This is a genomic window from Moorena bouillonii PNG, from assembly GCF_001942495.1.
GTDB classification, from domain to species: domain Bacteria; phylum Cyanobacteriota; class Cyanobacteriia; order Cyanobacteriales; family Coleofasciculaceae; genus Moorena; species Moorena bouillonii.
Window position 1 is genome coordinate 6061871 of sequence record NZ_MKZS01000001.1, and the last position, 21624, is coordinate 6083494.

23 protein-coding genes are annotated in these 21624 nt (G+C 44.4%); 11 read left to right on the forward strand and 12 right to left on the reverse strand.

The window, feature by feature from the left end; translation table 11 throughout:
* Positions 1–213 (forward strand): hypothetical protein (locus BJP37_RS42015; protein WP_214607776.1); only part of this gene is annotated, 213 nt, incomplete at its 5' end.
* A gap of 36 nt (positions 214–249) precedes the next feature.
* On the opposite strand, the gene cutA is transcribed toward BJP37_RS42015, so the two are convergent.
* Positions 250–570, reverse strand: a complete 321-nt coding sequence (gene cutA, locus BJP37_RS24615) for a divalent-cation tolerance protein CutA (protein ID WP_075902723.1) — start codon at positions 568–570, stop codon at positions 250–252.
* 435 nt (positions 571–1005) lie between these two features.
* Here cutA and BJP37_RS24620 point away from each other — a divergent pair, with 435 nt between their 5' ends.
* A complete protein-coding gene (locus tag BJP37_RS24620) occupies positions 1006–1965 on the forward strand; it encodes an aldo/keto reductase (RefSeq protein ID WP_075902725.1) in 960 nt (319 codons plus the stop codon).
* A 364-nt stretch (positions 1966–2329) separates the two neighbouring features.
* Here the strand turns inward: BJP37_RS24620 and BJP37_RS24630 are convergent, their stop codons facing one another.
* Both BJP37_RS24630 and BJP37_RS24635 read right to left on the reverse strand, forming a co-directional pair.
* A complete protein-coding gene (locus BJP37_RS24630; RefSeq protein WP_075902729.1) occupies positions 2330–2545 on the reverse strand; it encodes a hypothetical protein in 216 nt (71 codons plus the stop codon).
* A 729-nt stretch (positions 2546–3274) separates the two neighbouring features.
* Positions 3275–4816, reverse strand: coding sequence for an Eco57I restriction-modification methylase domain-containing protein (locus tag BJP37_RS24635; RefSeq protein ID WP_075902731.1), 1542 nt, complete (start codon positions 4814–4816; stop codon positions 3275–3277).
* A 625-nt stretch (positions 4817–5441) separates the two neighbouring features.
* On the opposite strand from BJP37_RS24635, the gene BJP37_RS24640 reads away from it, so the two are divergent.
* Positions 5442–5858: a helix-turn-helix domain-containing protein gene (locus BJP37_RS24640; protein ID WP_075902733.1), complete on the forward strand. Its 417-nt coding sequence runs from the start codon at positions 5442–5444 to the stop codon at positions 5856–5858.
* A gap of 14 nt (positions 5859–5872) precedes the next feature.
* Here the strand turns inward: BJP37_RS24640 and BJP37_RS24645 are convergent, their stop codons facing one another.
* The 4 genes from BJP37_RS24645 to cobM form a co-directional block, all read right to left on the reverse strand.
* Entirely contained in the window at positions 5873–6226 is a 354-nt protein-coding gene (locus BJP37_RS24645; protein WP_070394851.1) for a phenylpyruvate tautomerase MIF-related protein, read from the reverse strand.
* Between the two features lie 235 nt (positions 6227–6461).
* The gene (locus BJP37_RS24650; protein ID WP_075902735.1) at positions 6462–6947 is read right to left on the reverse strand and encodes a flavin reductase family protein; all 486 of its coding nucleotides are present in this window, start codon (positions 6945–6947) and stop codon (positions 6462–6464) included.
* Positions 6948–7104: 157 nt separating this feature from the next.
* Positions 7105–7521 (reverse strand): zf-TFIIB domain-containing protein, encoded by a 417-nt coding sequence (locus BJP37_RS24655; protein WP_075902737.1) that lies wholly within the window; start codon positions 7519–7521, stop codon positions 7105–7107.
* A 37-nt stretch (positions 7522–7558) separates the two neighbouring features.
* A complete protein-coding gene (gene cobM, locus BJP37_RS24660; protein WP_075902739.1) occupies positions 7559–8356 on the reverse strand; it encodes a precorrin-4 C(11)-methyltransferase in 798 nt (265 codons plus the stop codon).
* Positions 8357–8551: 195 nt separating this feature from the next.
* Here cobM and BJP37_RS39990 point away from each other — a divergent pair, with 195 nt between their 5' ends.
* On the forward strand, positions 8552–8698 hold the full coding sequence (locus BJP37_RS39990; protein WP_158069754.1) for a hypothetical protein: 147 nt from the start codon (positions 8552–8554) through the stop codon (positions 8696–8698).
* A gap of 162 nt (positions 8699–8860) precedes the next feature.
* Here the strand turns inward: BJP37_RS39990 and BJP37_RS24665 are convergent, their stop codons facing one another.
* A complete protein-coding gene (locus tag BJP37_RS24665; RefSeq protein WP_075902741.1) occupies positions 8861–9217 on the reverse strand; it encodes a phage holin family protein in 357 nt (118 codons plus the stop codon).
* Between the two features lie 39 nt (positions 9218–9256).
* A complete protein-coding gene (gene ychF / locus BJP37_RS24670; RefSeq protein ID WP_075902743.1) occupies positions 9257–10348 on the reverse strand; it encodes a redox-regulated ATPase YchF in 1092 nt (363 codons plus the stop codon).
* A gap of 295 nt (positions 10349–10643) precedes the next feature.
* Between ychF and BJP37_RS39995 the strand changes: the two genes are divergently transcribed.
* The gene (locus tag BJP37_RS39995; protein WP_158069755.1) at positions 10644–10811 is read left to right on the forward strand and encodes a hypothetical protein; all 168 of its coding nucleotides are present in this window, start codon (positions 10644–10646) and stop codon (positions 10809–10811) included.
* Positions 10795–11307, forward strand: a complete 513-nt coding sequence (locus tag BJP37_RS24675) for a Ycf51 family protein (RefSeq protein WP_075902745.1) — start codon at positions 10795–10797, stop codon at positions 11305–11307. Before BJP37_RS39995 ends, BJP37_RS24675 begins: the two co-directional genes overlap by 17 nt.
* Before the next feature lie 86 nt (positions 11308–11393).
* Here the strand turns inward: BJP37_RS24675 and BJP37_RS24680 are convergent, their stop codons facing one another.
* Positions 11394–12173 carry an ABC transporter permease gene (locus BJP37_RS24680; protein ID WP_075902747.1) on the reverse strand — a complete coding sequence of 260 codons (780 nt, stop codon included), beginning with the start codon at positions 12171–12173 and terminating at the stop codon, positions 11394–11396.
* A gap of 153 nt (positions 12174–12326) precedes the next feature.
* Here BJP37_RS24680 and BJP37_RS24685 point away from each other — a divergent pair, with 153 nt between their 5' ends.
* Positions 12327–12557 (forward strand): hypothetical protein, encoded by a 231-nt coding sequence (locus BJP37_RS24685; RefSeq protein ID WP_075902748.1) that lies wholly within the window; start codon positions 12327–12329, stop codon positions 12555–12557.
* A 75-nt stretch (positions 12558–12632) separates the two neighbouring features.
* Positions 12633–13760 (forward strand): DegT/DnrJ/EryC1/StrS family aminotransferase, encoded by a 1128-nt coding sequence (locus BJP37_RS24690; protein ID WP_075902750.1) that lies wholly within the window; start codon positions 12633–12635, stop codon positions 13758–13760.
* Between the two features lie 268 nt (positions 13761–14028).
* Here BJP37_RS24690 and BJP37_RS24700 read toward each other — a convergent pair whose 3' ends face one another.
* The gene (locus tag BJP37_RS24700) at positions 14029–14823 is read right to left on the reverse strand and encodes a DUF561 domain-containing protein (RefSeq protein WP_075902754.1); all 795 of its coding nucleotides are present in this window, start codon (positions 14821–14823) and stop codon (positions 14029–14031) included.
* Between the two features lie 159 nt (positions 14824–14982).
* Here BJP37_RS24700 and BJP37_RS24705 point away from each other — a divergent pair, with 159 nt between their 5' ends.
* The gene (locus BJP37_RS24705) at positions 14983–16080 is read left to right on the forward strand and encodes a serine/threonine-protein kinase (protein ID WP_075902756.1); all 1098 of its coding nucleotides are present in this window, start codon (positions 14983–14985) and stop codon (positions 16078–16080) included.
* A gap of 115 nt (positions 16081–16195) precedes the next feature.
* On the opposite strand, the gene BJP37_RS24710 is transcribed toward BJP37_RS24705, so the two are convergent.
* Entirely contained in the window at positions 16196–19390 is a 3195-nt protein-coding gene (locus BJP37_RS24710; protein ID WP_075902758.1) for a phosphoenolpyruvate carboxylase, read from the reverse strand.
* A 236-nt stretch (positions 19391–19626) separates the two neighbouring features.
* On the opposite strand from BJP37_RS24710, the gene BJP37_RS24715 reads away from it, so the two are divergent.
* Complete coding sequence (locus BJP37_RS24715; RefSeq protein WP_075902760.1) at positions 19627–20412, forward strand: 4'-phosphopantetheinyl transferase family protein; 786 nt, start codon at positions 19627–19629, stop codon at positions 20410–20412.
* 565 nt (positions 20413–20977) lie between these two features.
* The gene (locus BJP37_RS24720; RefSeq protein ID WP_075902762.1) at positions 20978–21526 is read left to right on the forward strand and encodes a response regulator; all 549 of its coding nucleotides are present in this window, start codon (positions 20978–20980) and stop codon (positions 21524–21526) included.
* The last annotated feature ends 98 nt before the right edge of the window (positions 21527–21624 follow it).

Sequence of the window (21624 nt, forward strand, 5' to 3'; positions counted from 1 at the left end):
AGTCCGGTTCTTAGGGGAGGGAGAGATGGTAACATTTCTCACCTTACCCGACTAATAGTTTTGTGGAATGGGCATCTTGGTGGAACTGGCATCTTGTGTAGAACTGGCATCTTGGTGGAACTGGCATCTTGTGTAGAACTGGCATCTTGCCAGTTTCAATATATTTTCGCGCGGGCAGGATGCACACTCTACTCCTATTCATTCGAAGACTGACGCAACGCCCCAACTATTGCCAGAAATTACCGGATTTTAGGCAATAGCGACATTATTAATCAGCCAAGCTGCATACTGTTCGTTGACATGCTGTGTACTTAGTACCACAAATTCAGGGGTATCGTAGGGATGATAATTAGTTACAGTCTGCTCTGCTTTAGAGATCAGCTCCGTAGTTGTTTTGATTACTAGCAGCACTTCAGAATCAGACTCAACCTCACCCTCCCACCAATAAACTGAAGAGATCCCGGGAATAATGTTCACACATGCTGCCTCTCTACGCTGGAGAAGCTGATTAGACAGATCATGGGCAACAGCATTATCAGGACAGGTGACAAGGATTAAAACAATGTTCATGCTTTTGCTCAATTTTTTTTGACCCGGGAATATATTAAACCAGATTCCGCACTTTAAAATGTTTTACACAGAAAACGGTTAAAATTAATGTTTTATACAGAAAACCCTTAGAATTATGACGTTGCTGAATTAGAGTATGAATGGGCGATCGTCTCGTTTTGGTGGGGTGCATCCTGCCTGCCGGAAAATTGTAACGGGCAAGATGCCCATTCCACGCTTAATGCATATTCCACGCTTAATGCTTATTCCACACTTAATTACCATTACACACTTAATGTTTATTACACGTTTAATACACATTTAACATTTAATGCACATTTTACGCCTAATGACCATTCCACGCCTGATGCCCATTCCACGCCTGATGCCCATTCCAGAAAACTCTTAAAATCATTCCATGATTAAGTAAGGCCGAAAAAGTGAAAGGAGTTAAGGATGGAAACCAAAGCCTTAGGCACTTCGGAGGTAAAAATCACCCCGATTATCATGGGCACTTGGCAGGCCGGTAAATCTAGGTGGGTAGGCATTGAAGATGCTGAGACCATAAAAGGGCTGCGAGCAGGATTTGAGGCGGGGATAACTACGGTTGATACTGCAGAACTTTACGGGAAGGGTCACTCGGAACAAATTGTTGGTCAGGCTCTAGCAGAGGTACGCGACCAACTGGTTTATGCTACCAAAGTGTGTGCTAATCATCTTAAATATGACCAGGTGATCGAGGCTTGTGAGGGTTCCTTGAAAAATCTGAAGACAGATTATATCGACCTCTACCAGATTCACTGGCCTTCTGGCACCTTGGGAAGTGAGGTAGTGCCAATTGAGGAAACCATGAGCGCTCTCAATACGTTGAAAGAGCAAGGCAAAATTCGGGCAATTGGAGTCTCCAATTTTTCCCGCAGCCAGTTAGCAGAAGCTTCTCAGTACGGACGAATTGATAGCCTGCAGCCTCCCTACTCTCTGTTTTGGCGTCAGGTGGAGCAAGATGCTATGCCTTTCTGTGTAGAGCACAATATCTCGATTATTGGCTATTCTTCCTTAGCTCAGGGATTATTAACTGGCAAGTTTGATCCAGAGCACAAGTTTGAAGAAGGGGATCATCGCAGCAAAAATAAGTTGTTCAACGGTGATAACTATCAACGAGCACAGCAAGCATTAGCTCAGCTACGACCAATTGCAGAGCGTCATCAGTGTACCCTGGCTCAGTTGTCTCTGGCATGGTTGATGTCTCAGCCACAAACTAATGCGATCGCAGGATTCCGAAATAGTGCCCAAGCTATTGACAATGCTCAAGCTGTTGAGGTTAAGCTGTCTGCTGATGAGCTACAAGACATTGATCAGATTGGACGGCTGGTTACAGACCATTTAGATGATAATCCAGTGATGTGGGATCTTTAAGGGACTGCTTAAACCTGACTTCTTGACCTCAGCGGTCAGCGGTCAGCGGTCAGCGGTCAGCCTTCAGCTTTCAGCCGTCAGCCGTCAGCTTATTTTATTCAAAAGCTCTCTTAGCCTGGCTTACTGCCAATGGCTGTTCGCGTAGCGTGCGCGTAGCGCATAAGCTGAAAACTGAAAACTGAAAACTGAAAGCTGATTGCTGAAAGCTGATTGCTGAAAGCTGATTGCTGAAAGCTGATTGCTGATTGCTTATTGCTTATTGTCAGTAACCAAAACCATTTCCCAGATAGTCTAAACAACTATCTGGGGATTCAAGGAAATTAAAAAAAATAGCTCAAGTTGATCAATTTAGGCTATCCAGTGGTCAATCCTCCTTTGCCTCTTTAATTAACTTGGTTATCGCTTCGATAATTGTTTTTGAGTAGACAGTTAGGGCAATGACTGCCGCCACCGCTGTGCCGCCTTGGATCAGGGGGATAAGTGGAGCGCCAGCAGGTGTATCGGGAGTTGATGCACCTGTTGATGTACTAACAACCTGGCTAACTTCCACATTGACATGGATATTTTGATATGCTAGCATACTAGTTTAGCGGCCCTTTAAGAGCCGTGTTAATTTTCTATGTTAGAAGGACAGCAGCCAGAACCGGCCTGCGAAACTGAGTCTGGCTGAGTCTTTCTAGTCTGAAAATCTGGCACTACTCCACCTACATGGCAACGAGGCAAAGCACAGTAAATCACACAGATACACTGTGGTAGACATAGCAATGACTACGACCATTGAAGGCTAAAACACTCCTCCACTTCCCTGGTTCCTATAATCAGGAGCCGGTAATGGTTATCCTCTCACCTAAGGTTTTTTTGACGTAGCCTTCCAGAAGGGTAGCCGACGATTCAGTGGTGTGATTCACTTGCTTAGTTTAAGAAGTTTAAGAATACCTCTTACATCGACCATTTCCAGATTAGGAGCATTACCAAGCGCTGCGAATCAGAAGAATGAGTCGATTGTTAGATCCAATCAGACTACAAAAAATCTGACATGCAAAGCTTTTGAGGATAGCTATATAAAGCTTATCCGTAAAAATACTATTGTGTCAAGTCTGATTGGATCTTATGCTAATCATAAATGATGACTTGCTGTAATGTCAACACAATTACTTCACATTCTCGGGATTTAAATTAAAGTTTTTGTAAATTTTGAACATTAAGGGGTGAGAGGGGGCATCTAACTTTTGCAAAAATACTCCGATGGAAGCATAAAACACAACTCCTGTTCCCTGAATTATAGATTTAAAACTTTGAGATGCTCCCCTTACTTATATCCTTTTGATAGCAACCCCTGCAGCTCAAATGCTGGCACATTAGCCAGTTCCTTCGGTTCTAATTTATACATCGCTCCACCATAAACTCTCCCTTCAGCAACCATAGCTTTCCCAGTAATTTGGTTAAGCGCTTCTATCAACAATTTGTCCAAGTTGGGATTTTGGTTTATGGCCTTTTCCAAATCTGGCTTGGGGTAGAGAATCAGATATGAATTGGTAACAATTGCTTTTGATTGGTTTAGAATAAATCTAAAGGGCTTTTTCCCTTCTTTGTCTGAACGTCCAATATACGTACAATATAATCTGCTTTCAGGTCGGCTTTCTTGGGAATACCAAATTTTACGGCTTTTGCATAAATAGCGGTTGGAAACACCAGCGTTAATCCCTGCTTTAAGATAAGAATACAAGTCAGGATAGACGCGCTTTATTTCATCAAGGGGCAATTTACAATCAAGCACAAATAGCGGGTTTTTAATTTCCGGGTTGCCATCCTTATCCGCTTTTACTTCAGTAGTCTCTAAGTATCGCGGGCTTGGTAATATTGGACGAAATTGTTCAATAGGTAAGTTTAGGCTTTCAATCTCTACAGGGGAAAGAATAAAAAACTTATTGTCACCGGTGGCAATGCCGCGCTTAACTGCAAAGAAATCACTTAACTTTGGATAAACGCTTTCTTGACGTTGGTCAAACAAGGGAAAGCGTGACCATTTCTTTTCACTAGTCAATACTTTCCAACTAACGTCTTTTCCCTGTGCTGGCTTGTTGATGGTTCCACCAAAGGTGAATTTAACGTTATGGTTGTTATCGGATTTTTTACCTTTAAACCATACAACAGCTGAGGAAACTAGAGCATCATCAAATTGCACATCACTTGGGTCAAATCGGTGAATCTGTAACAAGGTTACTTCATTCAACAAGTAGTTTTTGACTGACTGACCATAATTCACGTCCATAAATTCACTTGGAATCAACCAAGCGGCAATAGCATTTTCATTCATCCAGCCATGTGAAAGCGCCATGAAGTAACAATAAAGACCTGCTAAGCCAGACAATTTCATATTGGCAGATTCTAGAGCTTTAGCCTGTAGGCGTTTTTTTTGGCCATTGATATGATGATGCCGAACGTATGGTGGGTTACAAATAATCAAATTAAACTTATCACATTCTTCAGCGGGTGGCTTTTGTTTCGTGAAGTCTTTTAGTTGATAATCAAGAATTGTTTTAGACCACAATTCCCGGGCTGGTTTTCCATAGTGCTCATCAACTTCAAACCCTGTAGCGGCTTCTATACGACTTGATGAAACAGTGCTAGTTAAGGCACTCAAGAAGGCACCAGTACCAAAAGCTGGATCAATAAAACGAATCTTTACTCCCTTTGGCATTAGGTTTTTAGCATGGGTAATAATATCCTTAGCTAGGGCAATTGGTGTGGAAAACTGCCCCATGACATTGCGATCTTCTTGAGTTTTTAAGCTGTCAAGTTCAACTTGTATCTCCTGACGTCTGCTTTCAAGTGCTGTAATTTTGGTCATTGTTATGGCAACGAACACAACAGCTGTTTGAGCCGGTGGTGCGTTACGGGACGGGCTGTTCCAACCGGGCACGAAGAGGTGGAAAATGAGGGCGATCCCGTCTTATCACGCACCCTACTGTCGTGGCACACCTAAAAATGTTTGTTGGGTTGAGCGGTAGGGAAACCCAACAAAGCGTTACTGGTGTTGGGTTTCATTCTTCAACCCAACCTACGCGGCGTTGCACCAAATTAGCTGTGCCACCCCAGTAGGGTGTGTTAGGGGCGGGCTTGCCTTCATGTTCTCCTCTTCGCGCCTGGGACAGCCCGCCCCGTAACGCACCACCCAAGGACCCGCTCTGACTAAATCAACCCTAGCGATAGTGCAACAGTTTTTCACTTCACTCCCCACACCTCCCACTCTCACCACTATTACCACCCTCACAACACCTTGTGACAATGCAATAGTTTTTTACCCCACTCTCCATACCTACCACTTTTACCACTTTTACCACTCTCACAACCCCTTGTGACAATGCAATAGTTTTTTTTAGCAACCACCCTTTCCACCTTTACACCCCAATACTTGCATATTTTAGAAAATCGTGTTACTATAAACAATATCGTAAACACAATGGTTTTTCGCCATGATGATTTCTACCGCACAAGCCGCTGAATTACTAGGTATCTCTGCCACTCGCGTCCGTTTCCTGTTGAGCAAGGGCAGAGTGAAAGGAGCTTATAAAGTCGGTAGAACTTGGGTGATTCCCTTATTTGATGGCATGCCTGTGGTTACCCCTGGCACTCGTGGACCAAAGCGGAATTGGTCAAAGCGTACAAATTACACTAAAGCTGTGATCCACGTGAACCAGAAAGTGATTCGCCAAAATCACAACACCGGCGAACGGAATCCGGTGATTACGGTCAAACGAGGCTCTAATAACACTTACGGTCATACCGTAGAAGTCAATGGCCCTTGTCGGGTGATGTATCGCCCTGATAATCCCCTAAATTGTGGAGCACGGGTATGGATTGAGACGATTTCCGACTTTAAGGTGAGCTGAGCCAGGTCTAAGGTCTAACCAAACGTTGACCCATTCCACCCCCACATATGTCTCTGGGCATCAGCAAATTCAATATAAATTCGGTTAAGTGCTACACCCAACGTCTCATTAATCGTCTTGCAAAAATCCTGACTCATGGCCTTAGTTTGAGTAGGCTTCATGGTGCCAATATTTTTAATTTCCACATAGCAAACTGGGTCAAAGCTACCAGCAAACGTCATAGCAACACCAGGCTCAAACGCTGTCATCACATAAGCTTCTGGTTTCCCCACATGCTCGGCTAGTTTTCCGGACAGGCTTTTCAGCAACCCTTCAACCGCTGCTGATTCTGGAGCATCAATGGAAGTTTGAACTTTAATTAGCGGCATAGTTTTGATATAGTGGTTTGCGACTTTCTTGAGTACATATTCTGGATTTTTAGGGAACAGGGAACAGGGAACAGGGAATAGGGAATAGAGCTGTAAGCCCCGTGGAAACAAACCCCCAAGACCGCGCTGCCTCCCCAAGACCGCGCTACCTCGCTGCATCGCTTTAGGTCAATTCTTGCTCACTGTTCCCTGTTCCCAGATCCGCTGTTCCCAACTTCTGTAAGAAGTCTAATCTCTAACCGCCATACTGCCAACTAGTGCTTTCCAGTAACAACTGATCTCCTTCCCGATGAATGCCAGCACCAACGACTTCAGCAACAAAGACGGTGTGATCGCCTTCTTCCACAGTTCCTCTGACCTGGCATTCTACATAACCGAGGGAGTCAGAAATGATCGGACAACCAGTTACTTCTCCTAGGTAAAATTCTACATCAGCAAACTTATTACCAACGCGACTTTGGGGTTTAAAAAATTTTGCTGCCATATCTTTTTGCCCACTATCGAGGAAGCTTAGGGCAAATACTTCTGTTTTCTTAATGATGCCGTGGGAGCCAGTATCTTGTTTAACACAGTTAACTATTAGTGGCGGTTTGAAAGAAGACTGCATCACCCAGCTGACCGTGAAGCCGTTGATTGTTTCTTCACCATCTCTGACACCACAGATATATAGACCATGGGGAATTTTGCGCAGCATGGTCTTTTTCGCTTGTTCGTCTAGCACGAGTTTTTCTCCCTATTTTCTTAGCATTCGCGTAGCGTGACTTTTTGGGCAAAGCCCGACGCTGTCTTGATGCAGTCGCTCATGGGGGAAACCCCCAAGACCGCGCTGCATCGCTGCGCGAACGGTCAATGGCAATTAGTGTACAAAATTTTGGTGTTTAAAAGACAGGATTAGGGATATCCTTTTGGGTTCTAAAGATGCGCTTAACTCGATGTAGAACACCTCTGGGCTGAAAATTATGCTTATACTGCCTGAATTCCCCAGCATCTAGCCAAACCCCGTGGCATTGGAAACATTTTTCGTACCAGATGCTGTACTCATCAATATCAAGCATGCGGACCATTTTGGCTCCACAGCGGGGACAGCAAATATCATCATTGATCTTATTCAGCTCAGAGCCAATTTCCGGGTCTCCAATATCTAGACTCTCAGAACCTTTAATCTTTTTGAGTATTTCGGCCTCTAGGGAATCAAACCAAATGCCTTTGCAGTTGACACAACGGTCTACTTCAATGTCATGGCAGGTAACTGGCTCTAATGTTCCTGTACACTTTGGGCAATTAAGTTGCTTCACACTTCCACACAAAAATTAACCTAACCTTAGTTATAGTTTACACAATAGAGGGGTGAGGACGAAAGAGGTGGGAGTGTTCAGGATGATAGAGACGGGAACGGGTTTTAAGGCCATCAGGGTTTAAAGCTGTCCTTAGTGCTGGACTGATTAAGTAAAGGGTTGTCCGAATTAAATTGTGCTCATCAGTAGTTGCTGCCATTTTGTCAAGGTCAACTAGCCAGATTTTTTCATCTGGCCAGCCAATGCGGAAGCAAACAGCTACTGGTGTATCGGCAGAATAGTGTTTTAGGAGTTTGGCTTGAGCCGCTTCTACATGACGAGCACTGAGATAGAGACACAGACTAGCTTGATGGGCAGCTAGGGATGCTAATTCTTCTGAGTCGGGCACAGCAGAAGCACGACCACTGATCCGAGTAAGGATAATCGTTTGTACTAATCCTGGTATAGTTAGCTCAACACCAAGTTGTGCCGCTGCTGCTTGAAAGGCGCTGATGCCTGGGATAACTTCAAAGGGAATAGATGCTTCCTTTAGAGCTTGCATTTGCTCGTGGATAGCACTATACAGAGTCAAATCTCCTGAGTGTAGCCTGACCACAGATTTATGCGATCGCACCCGTTCAATCATCAGTGGCACAATCTCTTCTAGGGTTTTGTTGCCAGAGCGAATAATTTCGGCATCAGCACGAACACTCTCTAACATCTGTTTGGGCACTAGAGAATCTGCCACTATAATAACATCTGCCTTTTGGAGGATTTTCAAGGCTTTGACAGTTAACAAGTCTGGAGCGCCTGGTCCAGCACCGATGATGTAGACCGCTGGTGCGATTGAATTCATATAGTAGTTCTCAATTGGGTGAGGTATAAAGTCGTAGGGAGTAGGGAGTAGGGAGTAGGGAGTAGGGAGGTAGGGAGTGCAGGGCTCGGGCGTGGATATTTCAAGACAAACAAAAACTACACGGATTTAACCTAGATGCACGAATAAGATAGTCATTTATTATCGGTGTATCTTCGGTATTTGTATATCCGTGTAGTGCCGACAGGCCAAGGAGCTAGAGTTTGTTATCCTTTGCCCCTGTTGTGTTTACCTGTTGTGTTTACCTGTCTGTTTAAGCATTCAGCTATCAGCTATCAGCTATCAGCTACCGGACGCGATCGCTGCACCAGGTCGGATGAGTAAAATGACCAGGGATTTCCAAGCAGTTGTACCAGCACCCCCGATGCTTGTTTACTATCGACCGTTGATTAGCTGACGGCTGACGGCTGACGGCACCTCAAGTAGCGTGCGCGTAGCGCATAAGCTGTCTGTCTACCTGTCTGTCTACCTTTTAGTGACCAACAATCAAGTCAAGGTTCCGAGCAGCTTATAGATCAAGGAATTAACGAAACCAAGGGCAATTGCGCCAATCAAAGCGCTCCATACTCCCCAGCGCAGTCGAAATCCGGTTACCAAAGCGGCGGCTAAGCCAAAAATAATCCCATTGACCACAATAGCAAAAAGCCCAACAGTCAAGATAGTCAGAGGAAGAGATAAAACAATCAGGATTGGTTTCAATAGGGCATTGAGAATACCGAACACCACTGCTGAAACCAATGCTTTCTCAAAACTATCAATCTCGACACCAGTTGGGAGTTTGGAAATGATCAACAAACTGACGGCAGTAACCAAACATGCAATTAAAAAACTAACAATATCCATGGGTAAACCCCCTAGAGCACCACTAATTTAAAGCACTACTTACACATTAAAGCGGAAAAGCATCACATCTCCTTCTTGCACAACATAATCTTTACCTTCTGAGCGAACCAACCCTTTTTCCTTAGCAGCCGTCATGGCTCCAGCGGCTACCAAATCCCCATAAGCAACGGTTTCTGCTCGAATAAAGCCTCGCTCAAAATCCGTGTGAATTACCCCAGCCGCTTGGGGCGCTTTCATACCAGCAGTAATAGTCCAGGCACGAGTTTCCTGGGGACCAGTGGTGAGAAAGGTACGTAAGCCCAACAATTCGTAGGTAGCGCCAATCAAAGATTTTAATCCCCCTTCTTCCACACCAAGGGACTGAAGAAAATCCTCTCGCTCTTCCTCAGGTAACTCAATTAGTTCTGACTCTACTTGAGCAGAAACCACTACCACTTGAGCATCTTCGGTAGCAGCAATTTGCCGCACTTGCTCGACCCAGTCATTACCAGTAGCTAAGTCATCTTCAGATACATTAGCGGCATAGATGACTGGCTTACTGGTCAGTAATCCCAATTGCTTGACTGACTCAGCTTCTTCTTCTGTTAAACTAATCTGGCGCACTAATTTGCCTTCATTCAACCCAGCGCTCAAGGTTTCCAAGACATCAAGTTCCATCTTGGCATCTTTGTTACTACGAGCTTGCTTCCGGGTACGCTCAATCCGGCGTTCCACTTGCCCTAAATCCGCTAAGGCTAATTCTAGATTAATTACTTCAATATCCCGAGCTGGGTCAACGGAGCCGGAAACATGGATGATGTCATCATCATCAAAGCAGCGCACCACATGGACAATCGCATCGACTTCTCGGATATTGGCTAGAAACTGGTTACCCAAGCCTTCCCCTTTACTGGCTCCCTTGACTAAACCAGCAATATCCACAAACTCAATCCGAGTTGGCACGATTTTCTGAGATTCAGAAATCTTTGCCAGAACCTGCAACCGCTGATCTGGGACAGCAACTACACCCACATTCGGCTCAATGGTACAAAAGGGGAAATTAGCAGCATCTGCCTTGGCATTGGCAACTAGGGCATTAAATAAGGTTGATTTGCCTACATTAGGCAGTCCAACAATTCCGGCTCTTAACATAGTAGTCTAATATAGTGCTTTAAAATGGACAATGGACAATAGAAAATTGAACCGATCGGCCAGCTGTTCTACTATTGTATCAATTATCGCTTATCTTATTTATTTTTAGTTTATAATGATAGTTGATAAATGGTTGATTATGGTTTCAACTAAATTGGTTATTTTGAGTATTATAGATAATATAACTTTGCTCACCCTAAGTTAATTTGTTGGTATTTTTTTATAGGTCTTCAAAAGCTTATTAAAAGTGTTATGTCCAAAAATAGGATGCTCCCGAATCTAGAGGCTACTCTAGTTGGTTGAGTGGTCAGTTAGCAATTATTCATTACCGATTAGCAATAGCAATCCTAAATCCATTGTGATAATTTTTGATGCCCTACTTTCTGTTCCCTGTTCCCTGTTCCCTGTTCCCTTTGCTAAATTACCTATTACCAATTATCTAAACTATGCCAACAACAGCTGATTTTCTGATCTACACTCAATGGGCAGGTATTCTGACTTTAGCCTGTGGCTTGATTGCTATACTCGGTTTTATCTTCAAATGGGGACTCCGGTTTCGTCTGGTAGGAGTCACTGGGTTTATGCTAGTGCTAACAGCTAGCTTTTTCTCGTTATCCTTAGTACCGTTTACCCGTACTACCATTCCAGGGGCAATCCGATATACTGTAGTCTACGATAATGGTGGCAACCAAACAGTGATTGCTTTGCCCCCTACTGCTACAGAGTCGGAAGTAGAAGCAACACTGCGGCAAGCTGCTAGTAATTTTTATTCCTATGGACGCCTCGGTGGCGCAAATAACCAGTTAACGATTCGAGCCCGGACGATAATCCATCCGGAAACTGGTGTATCCAAGCCGGTATTGTTGGGTCAGGTTATGCGATCGCTTTCCGAGCGTGATGATCCAGATATGGTGATTGAAGTCTATTCCCAAGAATTTGCTCAATTGCCTCAAGAGTGATTGGTATGAGGTACACTCAATTTTATTCCCTCGACTCCCTACTGCGATTAACCCCGTGACTGTGTACCTCACCCAATTGATAAATGCTATATCGTTAACTGCTCAGACTGATTAAAAAATTGCCGTGTCAACCCATAGGTTATCAATAAGGTTGCGATCAAGTTAGTAAATGCGAGCATAAACATAATTAATATCTGATAGGAAGCAGCATTCAAGGGATCAATACCACTTAACAATTGACCTGTGATGATTCCAGGTAAAGTCACCAGTCCCACTACCATCATGGAGTTAAGAGTAGGAATCAACCCAGCCCGAATCGCATCCTTACGGTAACCGGCTACTGCTTGTTGTCCCGTTGCACCTAAACTTAAATGGGTTTCGATTTCCAGAGTGCTCTTGCTAATGGTGCTAACTAGGCGTTCCCCTGCGATCGCAGCCCCATTCATGGCATTGCCCAGCACAATACCTCCTAAGGGAATCAGGTACTGGGGTGCATACCAAGGTTCTGGTTGAATCATCAATAGATTTGTATAGATTAAGGTCAATGCTGTACTGAAGAACAGGGAACTGAAAACTATTGGTAAAAGTCTCGGGATCTTGTGGTTACTAATCCGATTGCGGGCAGTAATGGTACCAATAGTCAGCATTACCATTAAGATAGCTAAAACAGGGATCGGGTGATCTAAGGCAAAAATCACAGCCAGTACATATCCCACAACAATGAGTTGCACGATAGTTCGGCCAGTTGCGATCGCTAGTTGAACTTCCAAACCCAGCCTTTGCCAGCTGGATAAACCAATTGCGATCGCCATCATGCCCAATCCCCACGCTAAATCGCTAATATCTAGTTCAATTAAAGAATCCACCAGCCACCACAGCTAACTTGTTTTAATCTATTGTCTCAGATCGTCTGTTAATTGTGATTGGAGTTTAAAGTTAACAGGTTGAAAGTTAACAGGTTGAAAGTTAACAGGTTGAAAGTTAACAGGTTGAAAGTTAACAGGTTTAAGGTTAATAGGTTGAAGGTTGAAAGTTATCAGACTAGTTTTGAAGCATCCACCATCTCACCATCCCAGCTTCAAACCTTGGCCAAAAGGCCACTCTACGCGAACAACCTTCAACCTTCAACCTTCAACCTTCAACCTTCAACCTTCAACCTTCAACCATTCAACCTTCAACCATTCAACCTTCAACCTTGGCCTTTGGCCACGCTACGCGAACAAACCTTCAAGGCCAGGAGTGAAAAGTAAGCTGCAGGTAAAATTTGAACCCTTTTTGCAAAAAATTCTGTTTTAATTGAAAACAACTTAAGGTGTGAGGAACAAGTGAATACTATACCCCCTCTTGACTTAAAACGGCAGTACCAAGTTATTGGAGAACAAGTCAGTGCTGCTGTCGGTGACGTTCTTTCCTCTGGACGTTATATTGGTGGTCCAGTTGTAGAACACTTTGAGCAACAGTTTGCGGCTTACACCGGTACCCTGGAATGCATTGCATGTAACTCTGGTACAGACGCTCTCTATCTCGCCCTGCGAGCTTTAGATATCGGACCTGGTGATGAGGTAATTACCACACCCTTCACCTTTATCGCTACCGCTGAAGTAATTGCTGAAGTTGGTGCTACCCCAGTCTTTGTCGATATCAATGCCGAAACCTTTAATATCGATGTCAATCAGATTGAGAAAGCGATTACCCATAATACTAGAGCAATCATACCAGTTCACCTGTTCGGACAGCCAGTGGATATGACTGCTGTGATGGATATCGCCAAGACTCATTGTCTTGCAGTCATTGAAGACTGCGCCCAAGGGACTGGTGCTGAATGGGTAGGAAAAAAGGTTGGCAGTATTGGACATATTGGTTGCTTTAGCTTCTATCCCAGCAAGAATCTGGGAACCTGTGGCGATGGTGGTGCGGTAACTACTAATGACAAAACTGTTGCGGCCTCAATACGGATGCTAAGAGACCACGGCAGATGCTCGGGCTATTACCATCAAGTCAATGGTATCAACAGTCGTTTAGATGCCCTACAAGCCGCTATTCTTAACGTAAAGCTACCCTATCTCGATGGCTGGAACAATGCCCGTCGTCAGGTAGCAACCCGGTATCACCAGTTATTGGAGCCATTACCTGAGATCATCCGGCCTCGGGAAACCCCTGGGGGACATTCCGTCTGGAACCAGTACACCATTCGCCTCACTCAAGATAGCAGCAATAGCAACTATCGGGACGAGGTACGCCAAAAATTAAAGCAGGCAGGTATTAGTTCTATGGTCTATTACCCCCTGCCGTTACACTTGCAGCCAGTCTACAAAGACTTAGGCTATCAAATCGGTCAGTTTCCAGTTGCTGAGCAAGTCTGCCATGAAGTATTGTCCCTGCCAATGTTCCCAGAACTTACCGTTGAGGAACAGCAACAGGTAGTTTATGGATTGAAGGACTGTTTAGTTTGAAGGTTGAAGGTTAACAGGTTGAAAGTTAACAGGTTGAAGGTTAACAGGTTGAAGGTTAACAGGTTGAAGGTTAACAGGTTGGAGGTTAACAGGTTGAAAGTTAACAAGTTGAAGGTTAACAGGTTGAAGGTTAACAGGTTTAAGGTTAGAAGACTAGTTTTCAAGCATGCAACCTTGGCCAAAAGGCCACCCGTGCGCGTTCAACCTTCAACCTTCAACCCTTCAAACCTTGGCCAAAGGCCACGCTACGCGAACAACCGTTCAACCTTCAACCCTTCAAACCTTGGCCAAAGGCCACGCTACGCGAACAACCTTCAACCTTCAACCCTTCACCCTTGACACCTTCGAGGGATTCTACCAAGCTGCGAACCGCTGCTACCATTGCGACTTCGCTATCTAACTGATTGATAGCGGAACCAACGCCAACACCAGCAGCACCAGCGGCAATGGCCATGGGAACGGTCACACTGGATAACCCGGAAGCACACAACACTGGTACTGACACAGCACGAGAAATTTCATAGGCAGCTGCCAAGGTTGGTGCCGCTTTTTCAATTAAACCCAAGGTGCCAGCGGAGCGAGGTTTACTGCTGGTACCCCCTTCAGTTTGAATAATATCGGCACCCGCTTTGACTAATTCTGCCGCTAGTTCTACTTGCTGATCTAACTTTAGAATGTGGGGGACAGTTACTGATAGGGTTATATTGGGTAGTAATTTACGGGTTTCAATGGTCAGTGCCAATACGTCGGAAGCATCAAACCACTGTCCCTGAGCATAAAAGCTATCAAAGTTACCAATTTCAATCAGATCAGCGCCAGCTTGGATAGCAATAACAAATTGCTTTGGTTCTACAGCAGAAACACAAATTGGTAAATCCGTTAACCCTCGTGCCAACCTGACTAGATCGGGCGAGGCGGCAATATCGACAAAAGTCGCTCCACCCCGTGAAGCTGCTTTGACTACAGCAGCAACTTTCTCGGGATCAAAAGTATTTAAGCCACTAATTACTTTCAGGCAACGACCTTGGTCCAAGGCTTCGTTTAGTTTGTGATGCATAGTCATGTTTTCTGTTTACCCCTGTATTATCAACCAACTTTACCTAATTTTTAATTAACTGTAGGAAATTTTTTTTCTCTCTGAATAATTCTGCCAAACCCGTATATTTACGCCTAAACTAAAAGCATATCGGTGCTGATGGCTACTCCTTCTATATAAAAATAAATGAATTTCCCGCAAGTCAAGCTATCTTCTTTTCACAGTGATGTCTTAAAGAATACCGAGTTAGGTCAACTTTGTGGCAAAAAGCAGCTATTTCGCGCACGCTATGAAGTGTTACGGATGATTGGTCGAGGTGGTTTCGGTGTAACCTTTCTAGCCAAAGATACATCCTTACCGGGTCAGCCGTTTTGTGTCATCAAGCAACTTCGCCCCAAATTCAGTGAGCCAAAAGCATTACATAATGCTCGTCAGCGGTTTGAAAGAGAGGCAAAAATTTTGAACAAACTGGGGACTCACCCCCAGATCCCCATGCTGCTCGATTATTTCGTAGACGATGGAGAATTCTACTTGGTTCAAGAGTACATTCGAGGCATTACCCTAGCTCGGTTGGTGAGGCGTTCTGGTTGCTTATCCCCAGGAGCCGTTAAAGATTTTCTGCGAGACATACTACCGTTATTGCAGTACATCCATGACCATGGGGTAATACATCGTGATATCAAACCTCAGAATATTATTCTTTCTCATGATGGTCGGTTGGTACTAATTGATTTTGGGGCAGTTAAGGAGTTAATTGCCCAAGCATCAGATAGCAGTGTAAAAAACCCAACTACCCATTTCATCGGTACTGTAGGATTTGCACCACCGGAACAGTTTAGCCTACGACCCGTGTATAGCAGTGATATTTATTCCCTAGGGGTTACCTGTCTTTACCTACTCACTGGAAAAGCCCCCCTACCATTTCAGAGCGAGCGCCAAACTGGTGAACTGAAGTGGGGCAAAGCATTGGAATTGAGTGATTCCTTTGCTAATATTCTCAACAGAATGCTGGCTATTTCCCTCAAAGAGCGTTATTCAAACGCAAGAGCGATCCTAAGGGCTTTGGAGAATAAATCACTTCAAGAGAATCTTGCCGAGTTTCTAGTTATTCAACCTCAAGCTAATCAAAACCAACGACAGGCAAAGCAAAACACCGGGAAAAGTCAGAAGTATACACCTCCTACAGAAAAAACTGCGATCGCGATTAGAAAATGGAAACAAAGGATGCAAGCCAGACAGCGCCACAAGGATATCAACAGAGTTGAACATCTATTTAATCATTAGGCTAAATTGGCAATTACAAGGATTCCGGACAAAAAAAGACTAACAGTGAATAACTTCGCCATTGGTTCGTTTTTCATCCTTCATCCTTCATCCTTCACTTTCCATTCTTTACAGGTCAGCCAGTATTACGCATGCCAGCAGCAATACCGTTGATCGTCAATAAGGCTCCTCGTAGTAACTCTCCCTTACTATACCGGGATTGAACCACACCCAATGTTACCTGGTTGCTATGTTGACGCAGGCGTTTGAGCAAAGATACCTGTAAAAATCCTAAGGGAACGATGGTACCATTACGCAACTGTACAGACCGTTGTAAATTTGGGTCGCCATCTAGCAGTGTTTGGTGTCCTGTGATCGTCAGGACTAAATTGCATGTAAGGTTAAATTCCTTAGCAATTTGCTCAAACAAATGCTCGAAGCGTTCCAGGTCTTCAGGGTTTGAAAGTTCCTTGAGATAGTGGTGAGCAATTTGTAAATCCACCTTGGCTAAGGTCATCTCTACTTTGGAAATAACCATTTTGAAGAAGGGCCATTTTGAATAGAAACAGCGCAATAGGTTGATATTTTCCTCTGGATCCTGCTCGACAAAGCTTTGTAGGGCAGTGCCAACACCGTACCAGCTCGGTAGCAGGAAGCGGCTTTGAGTCCAGCTAAAGACCCAGGGAATTGCCCGCAGACTGCTTAAATCCTTCTTCCCTGATTTACGCCGTGCAGGGCGAGAACTAATTTGCAACTGGCTAATTTCTTGAATCGGTGTCACTTGATGGAAGAAATCTACCAGATCCGGTTGGTCGTGAATCAGGGCTCGGTAATGGCTACGGGAAGTCTGAGCTAATTCCTCCATAATTTCATTCCAGGGCTGGATATCATCAAAGCCATTATTGAGTAAGCTAGCTTGCATCACTGCTGTGGCTATTGTTTCGAGATGATAGAGCGCTAGTCCTGGAAGAGAGTACCTAGAAGCAAGGACTTCCCCCTGTTCGGTAATTTTGATTCGGCCATTGATACTACGACCTGGTTGCGCCAGGATAGCTTCATAAGATGGACCGCCACCACGACCCACTGAACCACCACGACCATGGAAGATCCGTAAAACAATACCATACTCTTGGGCCACGTGCTCTAAGGCTTTCTGAGCTTTGTGGATTTCCCAGTTGCTACTGAGGAAGCCAGAATCTTTGTTACTGTCAGAGTAGCCGAGCATTACCTCTTGTAAGTTAGGAGAGGTTAACGCTTGTTCCCGTAGCGTGGCCTTTTGGCCAGGGTTATTTGGTTGTTCAGCTTTGGCGTTCGAGTAGGGTAGGTTATTTAGTTGACGGTTATTTGAGCTAACCTGCATCTGTTGATATCCACCAGCCAAACTAGCACGATACAAGGGTAGCTCAAACAGGGATTTCATCACTGCTGGAGCACGCTTAAGGTCTTCCACTGTTTCAAACAGTGGCACCACGCGAATGGTACTTTGACCAGTGGCTGGGTCATACAGACCAGCTTCCTTCGCCAACAAGAGGACTTCCAACAAATCACTGGCTGTGTGACTCATGCTGATGATGTAGGTTTGGCAGATTTGGGGACCAAACTCTTGTTGCAGTTGCCGCACCATCCGGAAGGTTTCGATAGTCTCGCAGGTTTTTTCCGAAAATGGTAGTTCTGTTGGGATTAATGGACGTCGGGTTCGCAACTCAGCGGCTAACCACAAGCATGCTTCGGATTCCGATAGCAAGTTGTAGGGCTTAGGCAAAACTTGCAGGTACTCAGCAATTTCACTCAGGGCTTCTGAGTGGCGAGAACTTTCCTGGCGAATATCTAGGTGAGCCAGGTAAAAGCCATAAATTTCCACCTGACAGATTAAATTGTCTAACTCACGACAGTTCAACCCGGTTTCCAGCAGATTACTCTCAATCAGCTTTAGTTCTGCCAAGAATTCTTCTCCACAGCGGTAAAAACTCCAGCTTTTACCATTAGCCATCTCATCTGGTACAGGCATACCATTGGCAAGCTGTTGGTTTCGCTCACGGGTGTTTTCCAGTTTTTGCTTAACGTAGGTCAGTTTAAGTCGATAGGGTTCTTGCCGATAGCGAATGGCGAGCTGTTCGTAAACCTCTGGCAATTGAGAGCGGTCTTGTTCTAGAGAGTCTAACAGTTCCGGTAGCACATCACACCAGTGCAAGGACAGACTTAATAATTCGGTCAGATTCTTAACCTCACCTATATATTTACCCAGCACCAAATCTCGTTGATAGCAGGCAGTTTGCCAGGTAATTTGGGGAGTCACAAAAGGATTACCATCCCGGTCTGACCCTACCCAAGAGCCAAAATGACAGAAGTTCTTAGCTGGTGGGTTAAGCCAGGGGAATGAACCCTTTAAGGCTTGCTTGAAGCGACTATACAATTGGGGTATAGTATCAAACAGTACTTCTTGGAAGTAGTGAAGAGTGTAATCTACTTCATCAAGTACTCCTGGCTTAAACTGATGTAGCTCATCGGTGCGCCACCAGAGGCGAATTTCTTCCATGAGCTTTTGGCTACATTCAGTCACCTCCCAGGACGAAGTGATTCCCAAGGTACCATAGGTTTGCTCTGCTTGGTCTAATTGTTCGAGAATCTTAGCCATCCGTCGCTGTTTACCCCGAATGGTACGACGGACAATTTCAGTAGGGTGAGCTGTGAAAACTAAACGAATATCAAGATTATCAATCAGCCGCTGAATTTGACCTGGTGGCACATTTTGCTTATGCAAGTGGGGAAATAACCAATCTAGTAGCCCTAATTTTCTTTCAGATCCTTGGTTTTCTTGCTGGCTCTTTTCGATAACATTGGTAACGGCACCCCCTGGTTGAGTAACATCATTGCCTAGGTCCACCTCTTGCTCAACTGTTACAACAGTTGAGCAAGACGAATTACCATTTTTTGTTAAAATGCCTTGGCTGAAGGGGGTTAACTCGGGTTCAGTGCTTCTTCGGTAGGAACGGCGTCTTGAGAGTTGTTGATTTCGCTGTTCATAATGTTGTTCAACAATATTGATCAGCTGAAAGTATAGAGCAAAGGCTCGTGATGCCCGGATCGCCTCATTAAGGTCAAGCTGTTGGATTAAATCAGCTACTGAAGATTTAGGATCTTCAGTGGCTTGTCCTTCTGGAGAACACAATTCCCGCAGTTGCTTGAGTAAATCAACGAGTTCCTGACCACATTCAGATAGGAGAACAGATTCCCACAAATCCTCTACAATTTTAAGTCGATGGCGCAGAAACAGGTCAGAAGTAGCTGGGAAGGTTGATTCTTGATTAGATGGAGATGGGATAAAACTCATAGGCTCTATCTATTCCCTATACAAAGCTGATCTATTTTACGGGTTTGAGGTTCTTTGGAGTAACTAAGGAACAAGAATTTAAATTTATTGGGAAAGCTCATGGAAGCTTAACATCTTTACATTAACTTTAATACTAAGCCAACTTGTTAAGTATCTGTAAAAATCATTAAATTTATGAAATTTGACTATTGGGTATACCTGTGAAACTACTAATGTTTATAAGTTTTTCTTGAACCATGACCCCAGTGTGGCTACTTCCCCCAACAGATTTGCAACTAGTTAACCATGATGTCCATCTCTGGCGTGCCCAGTTGGAGCTGAGTGAATTATTGATTCAAAAATTGGCAACTACTCTTTCTGAGGACGAGCAGCAAAGAGCTAGGCGATTTTACTTTGAGCGGGATAGAAAGCATTTTATAGCAGGTCGGGGTCTTTTGCGCCAAATCTTAGGTCGCTATTTGGGCATGAACCCACGCCAAGTGGAGTTTTGTTATGGAAAGCGGGGCAAGCCAGCACTTAAAGAAACCTCTGGGGGCAGAAGACTCCGTTTTAATGTTTCTCACTCTCATGGACTAATTCTGTATGCTATTACCCAGGATCAGCGGATTGGCGTTGACCTAGAATATCTGCGACCAATGCCAGATGCTGAGCAACTCGCTCAACGTTTCTTTTCCCCCCAAGAGTATGCCGTGATTTGTTCTGTGTCTGAGGAGCAAAAGCACAAGGCATTTTTCCAGGGATGGACCAGTAAGGAAGCCTATCTCAAAGCGATTGGTGAAGGACTAGCTGGCTTGGAACAGGTCGAAGTTTCTGTAAATCCAGCTGAACCGACTGCCTTGCTGAGCATCAACAAAGACCCTCAGGCAGTTTACCGTTGGTCTATCGCTGGTCTAACCCCTGTGCCTGGTTACTTTGCCTCGTTGGTTGTGGAAAGAAAAGATTGGCAGTTAAGTTGTTTTGATTACACCGAGAAATCAGTGTCTGGTTGGGGTGTGGGCGGATCAGGTGTAGGGGGAAATTAGGCCGTAATAGGAACTGGTTAATCGTAACTGAACCAGACCAAGTACTTTGCATCGGAATGCGATCGCTTATATCATGTCGGGATAATTACCCTGTCTTGATGCAGTCGCTCATGGGGGAAACCCCCAAGACCGCGCTGCATCGCTTAATAAAAATTTCCCCCATCTCCCCATCTCCCCATCTCCCCACACTTCCCACCCTCCCACACTTCCCGCGCCCGGGCCCCTTAATTATGGGTATTCAACCAGACTTGATATTAGGGGTGACTGGGGGAGCCTCAACACCCATTCACCCCGAACGAGTGTATAATCTTACCGTAAAATGGCACTAAGTAGGGATAGATTGTCACATCTCCCACACCTTTTTATAGGGGTATGGCTATAGATTGATAGGGCTGAGTTATCTTAGTTGGGTAGGTCGTGACTTGTCGATCATCGCTAGGCAAACTGGCACTCCCCTGATCCTAAGTTAGGGTGTCCACATTAGCCTCTGGAGTCGGCGACAGTCGCTTCATTCAACATTTGTTTTTTTAAAATTAACTCAAACTACCTTGGAAAGGAGTCAGTCGTGGCAAGTCATAAAATCCTGGTAATCGATGATAGTACGGTAATCCGCAAGCGTGTCAAAGAGATGTTACCTCCGGGGTTTGAAGTCCTCGAAGCTAAAGATGGGGTGGAGGGAATTAATTTAATTTACCAGGAAGACCCTAACTTTATAATGTTAGATTTTATCCTGCCAAAAATGAGTGGATTTGAGATTTTTGAGAAACTTCAAAGTGAGCCTAAATTACAAAAAATTCCTCTAGTATTAATGTCAGGAAGAAAAGAAGAGGTAACTGCTAAAATTAAAGAACCTTTTAAGTATTTTTCCTTTATTGAAAAGCCTTTTAATAAAAAGCAGCTGACGGACGCTATCAAAGAATCTATGCAAAAGGCTAAGAAGCGACCAGCAACTGCACCACCAACAGTTAGTGCAGCTACCGATCAGTCCTCCGTCGCATCAGCTCAAGAAATTGCACAGTTGAAGGCAAAGGTTGCCAAAATGCAGAAGGAAATTGATGCCTTGAAGAAACAGTTAGGTCAGCTGGTGACGTTTATTAAGCAAAAGTTGAAGTAGTTTATGGAAGGATGAAGTATCAAGTATGACTTGATACTTCATCCTTTACTAATTCTTAGCTTCATCCGCTCTTATGCCTCACATCTCAATGCTACTCC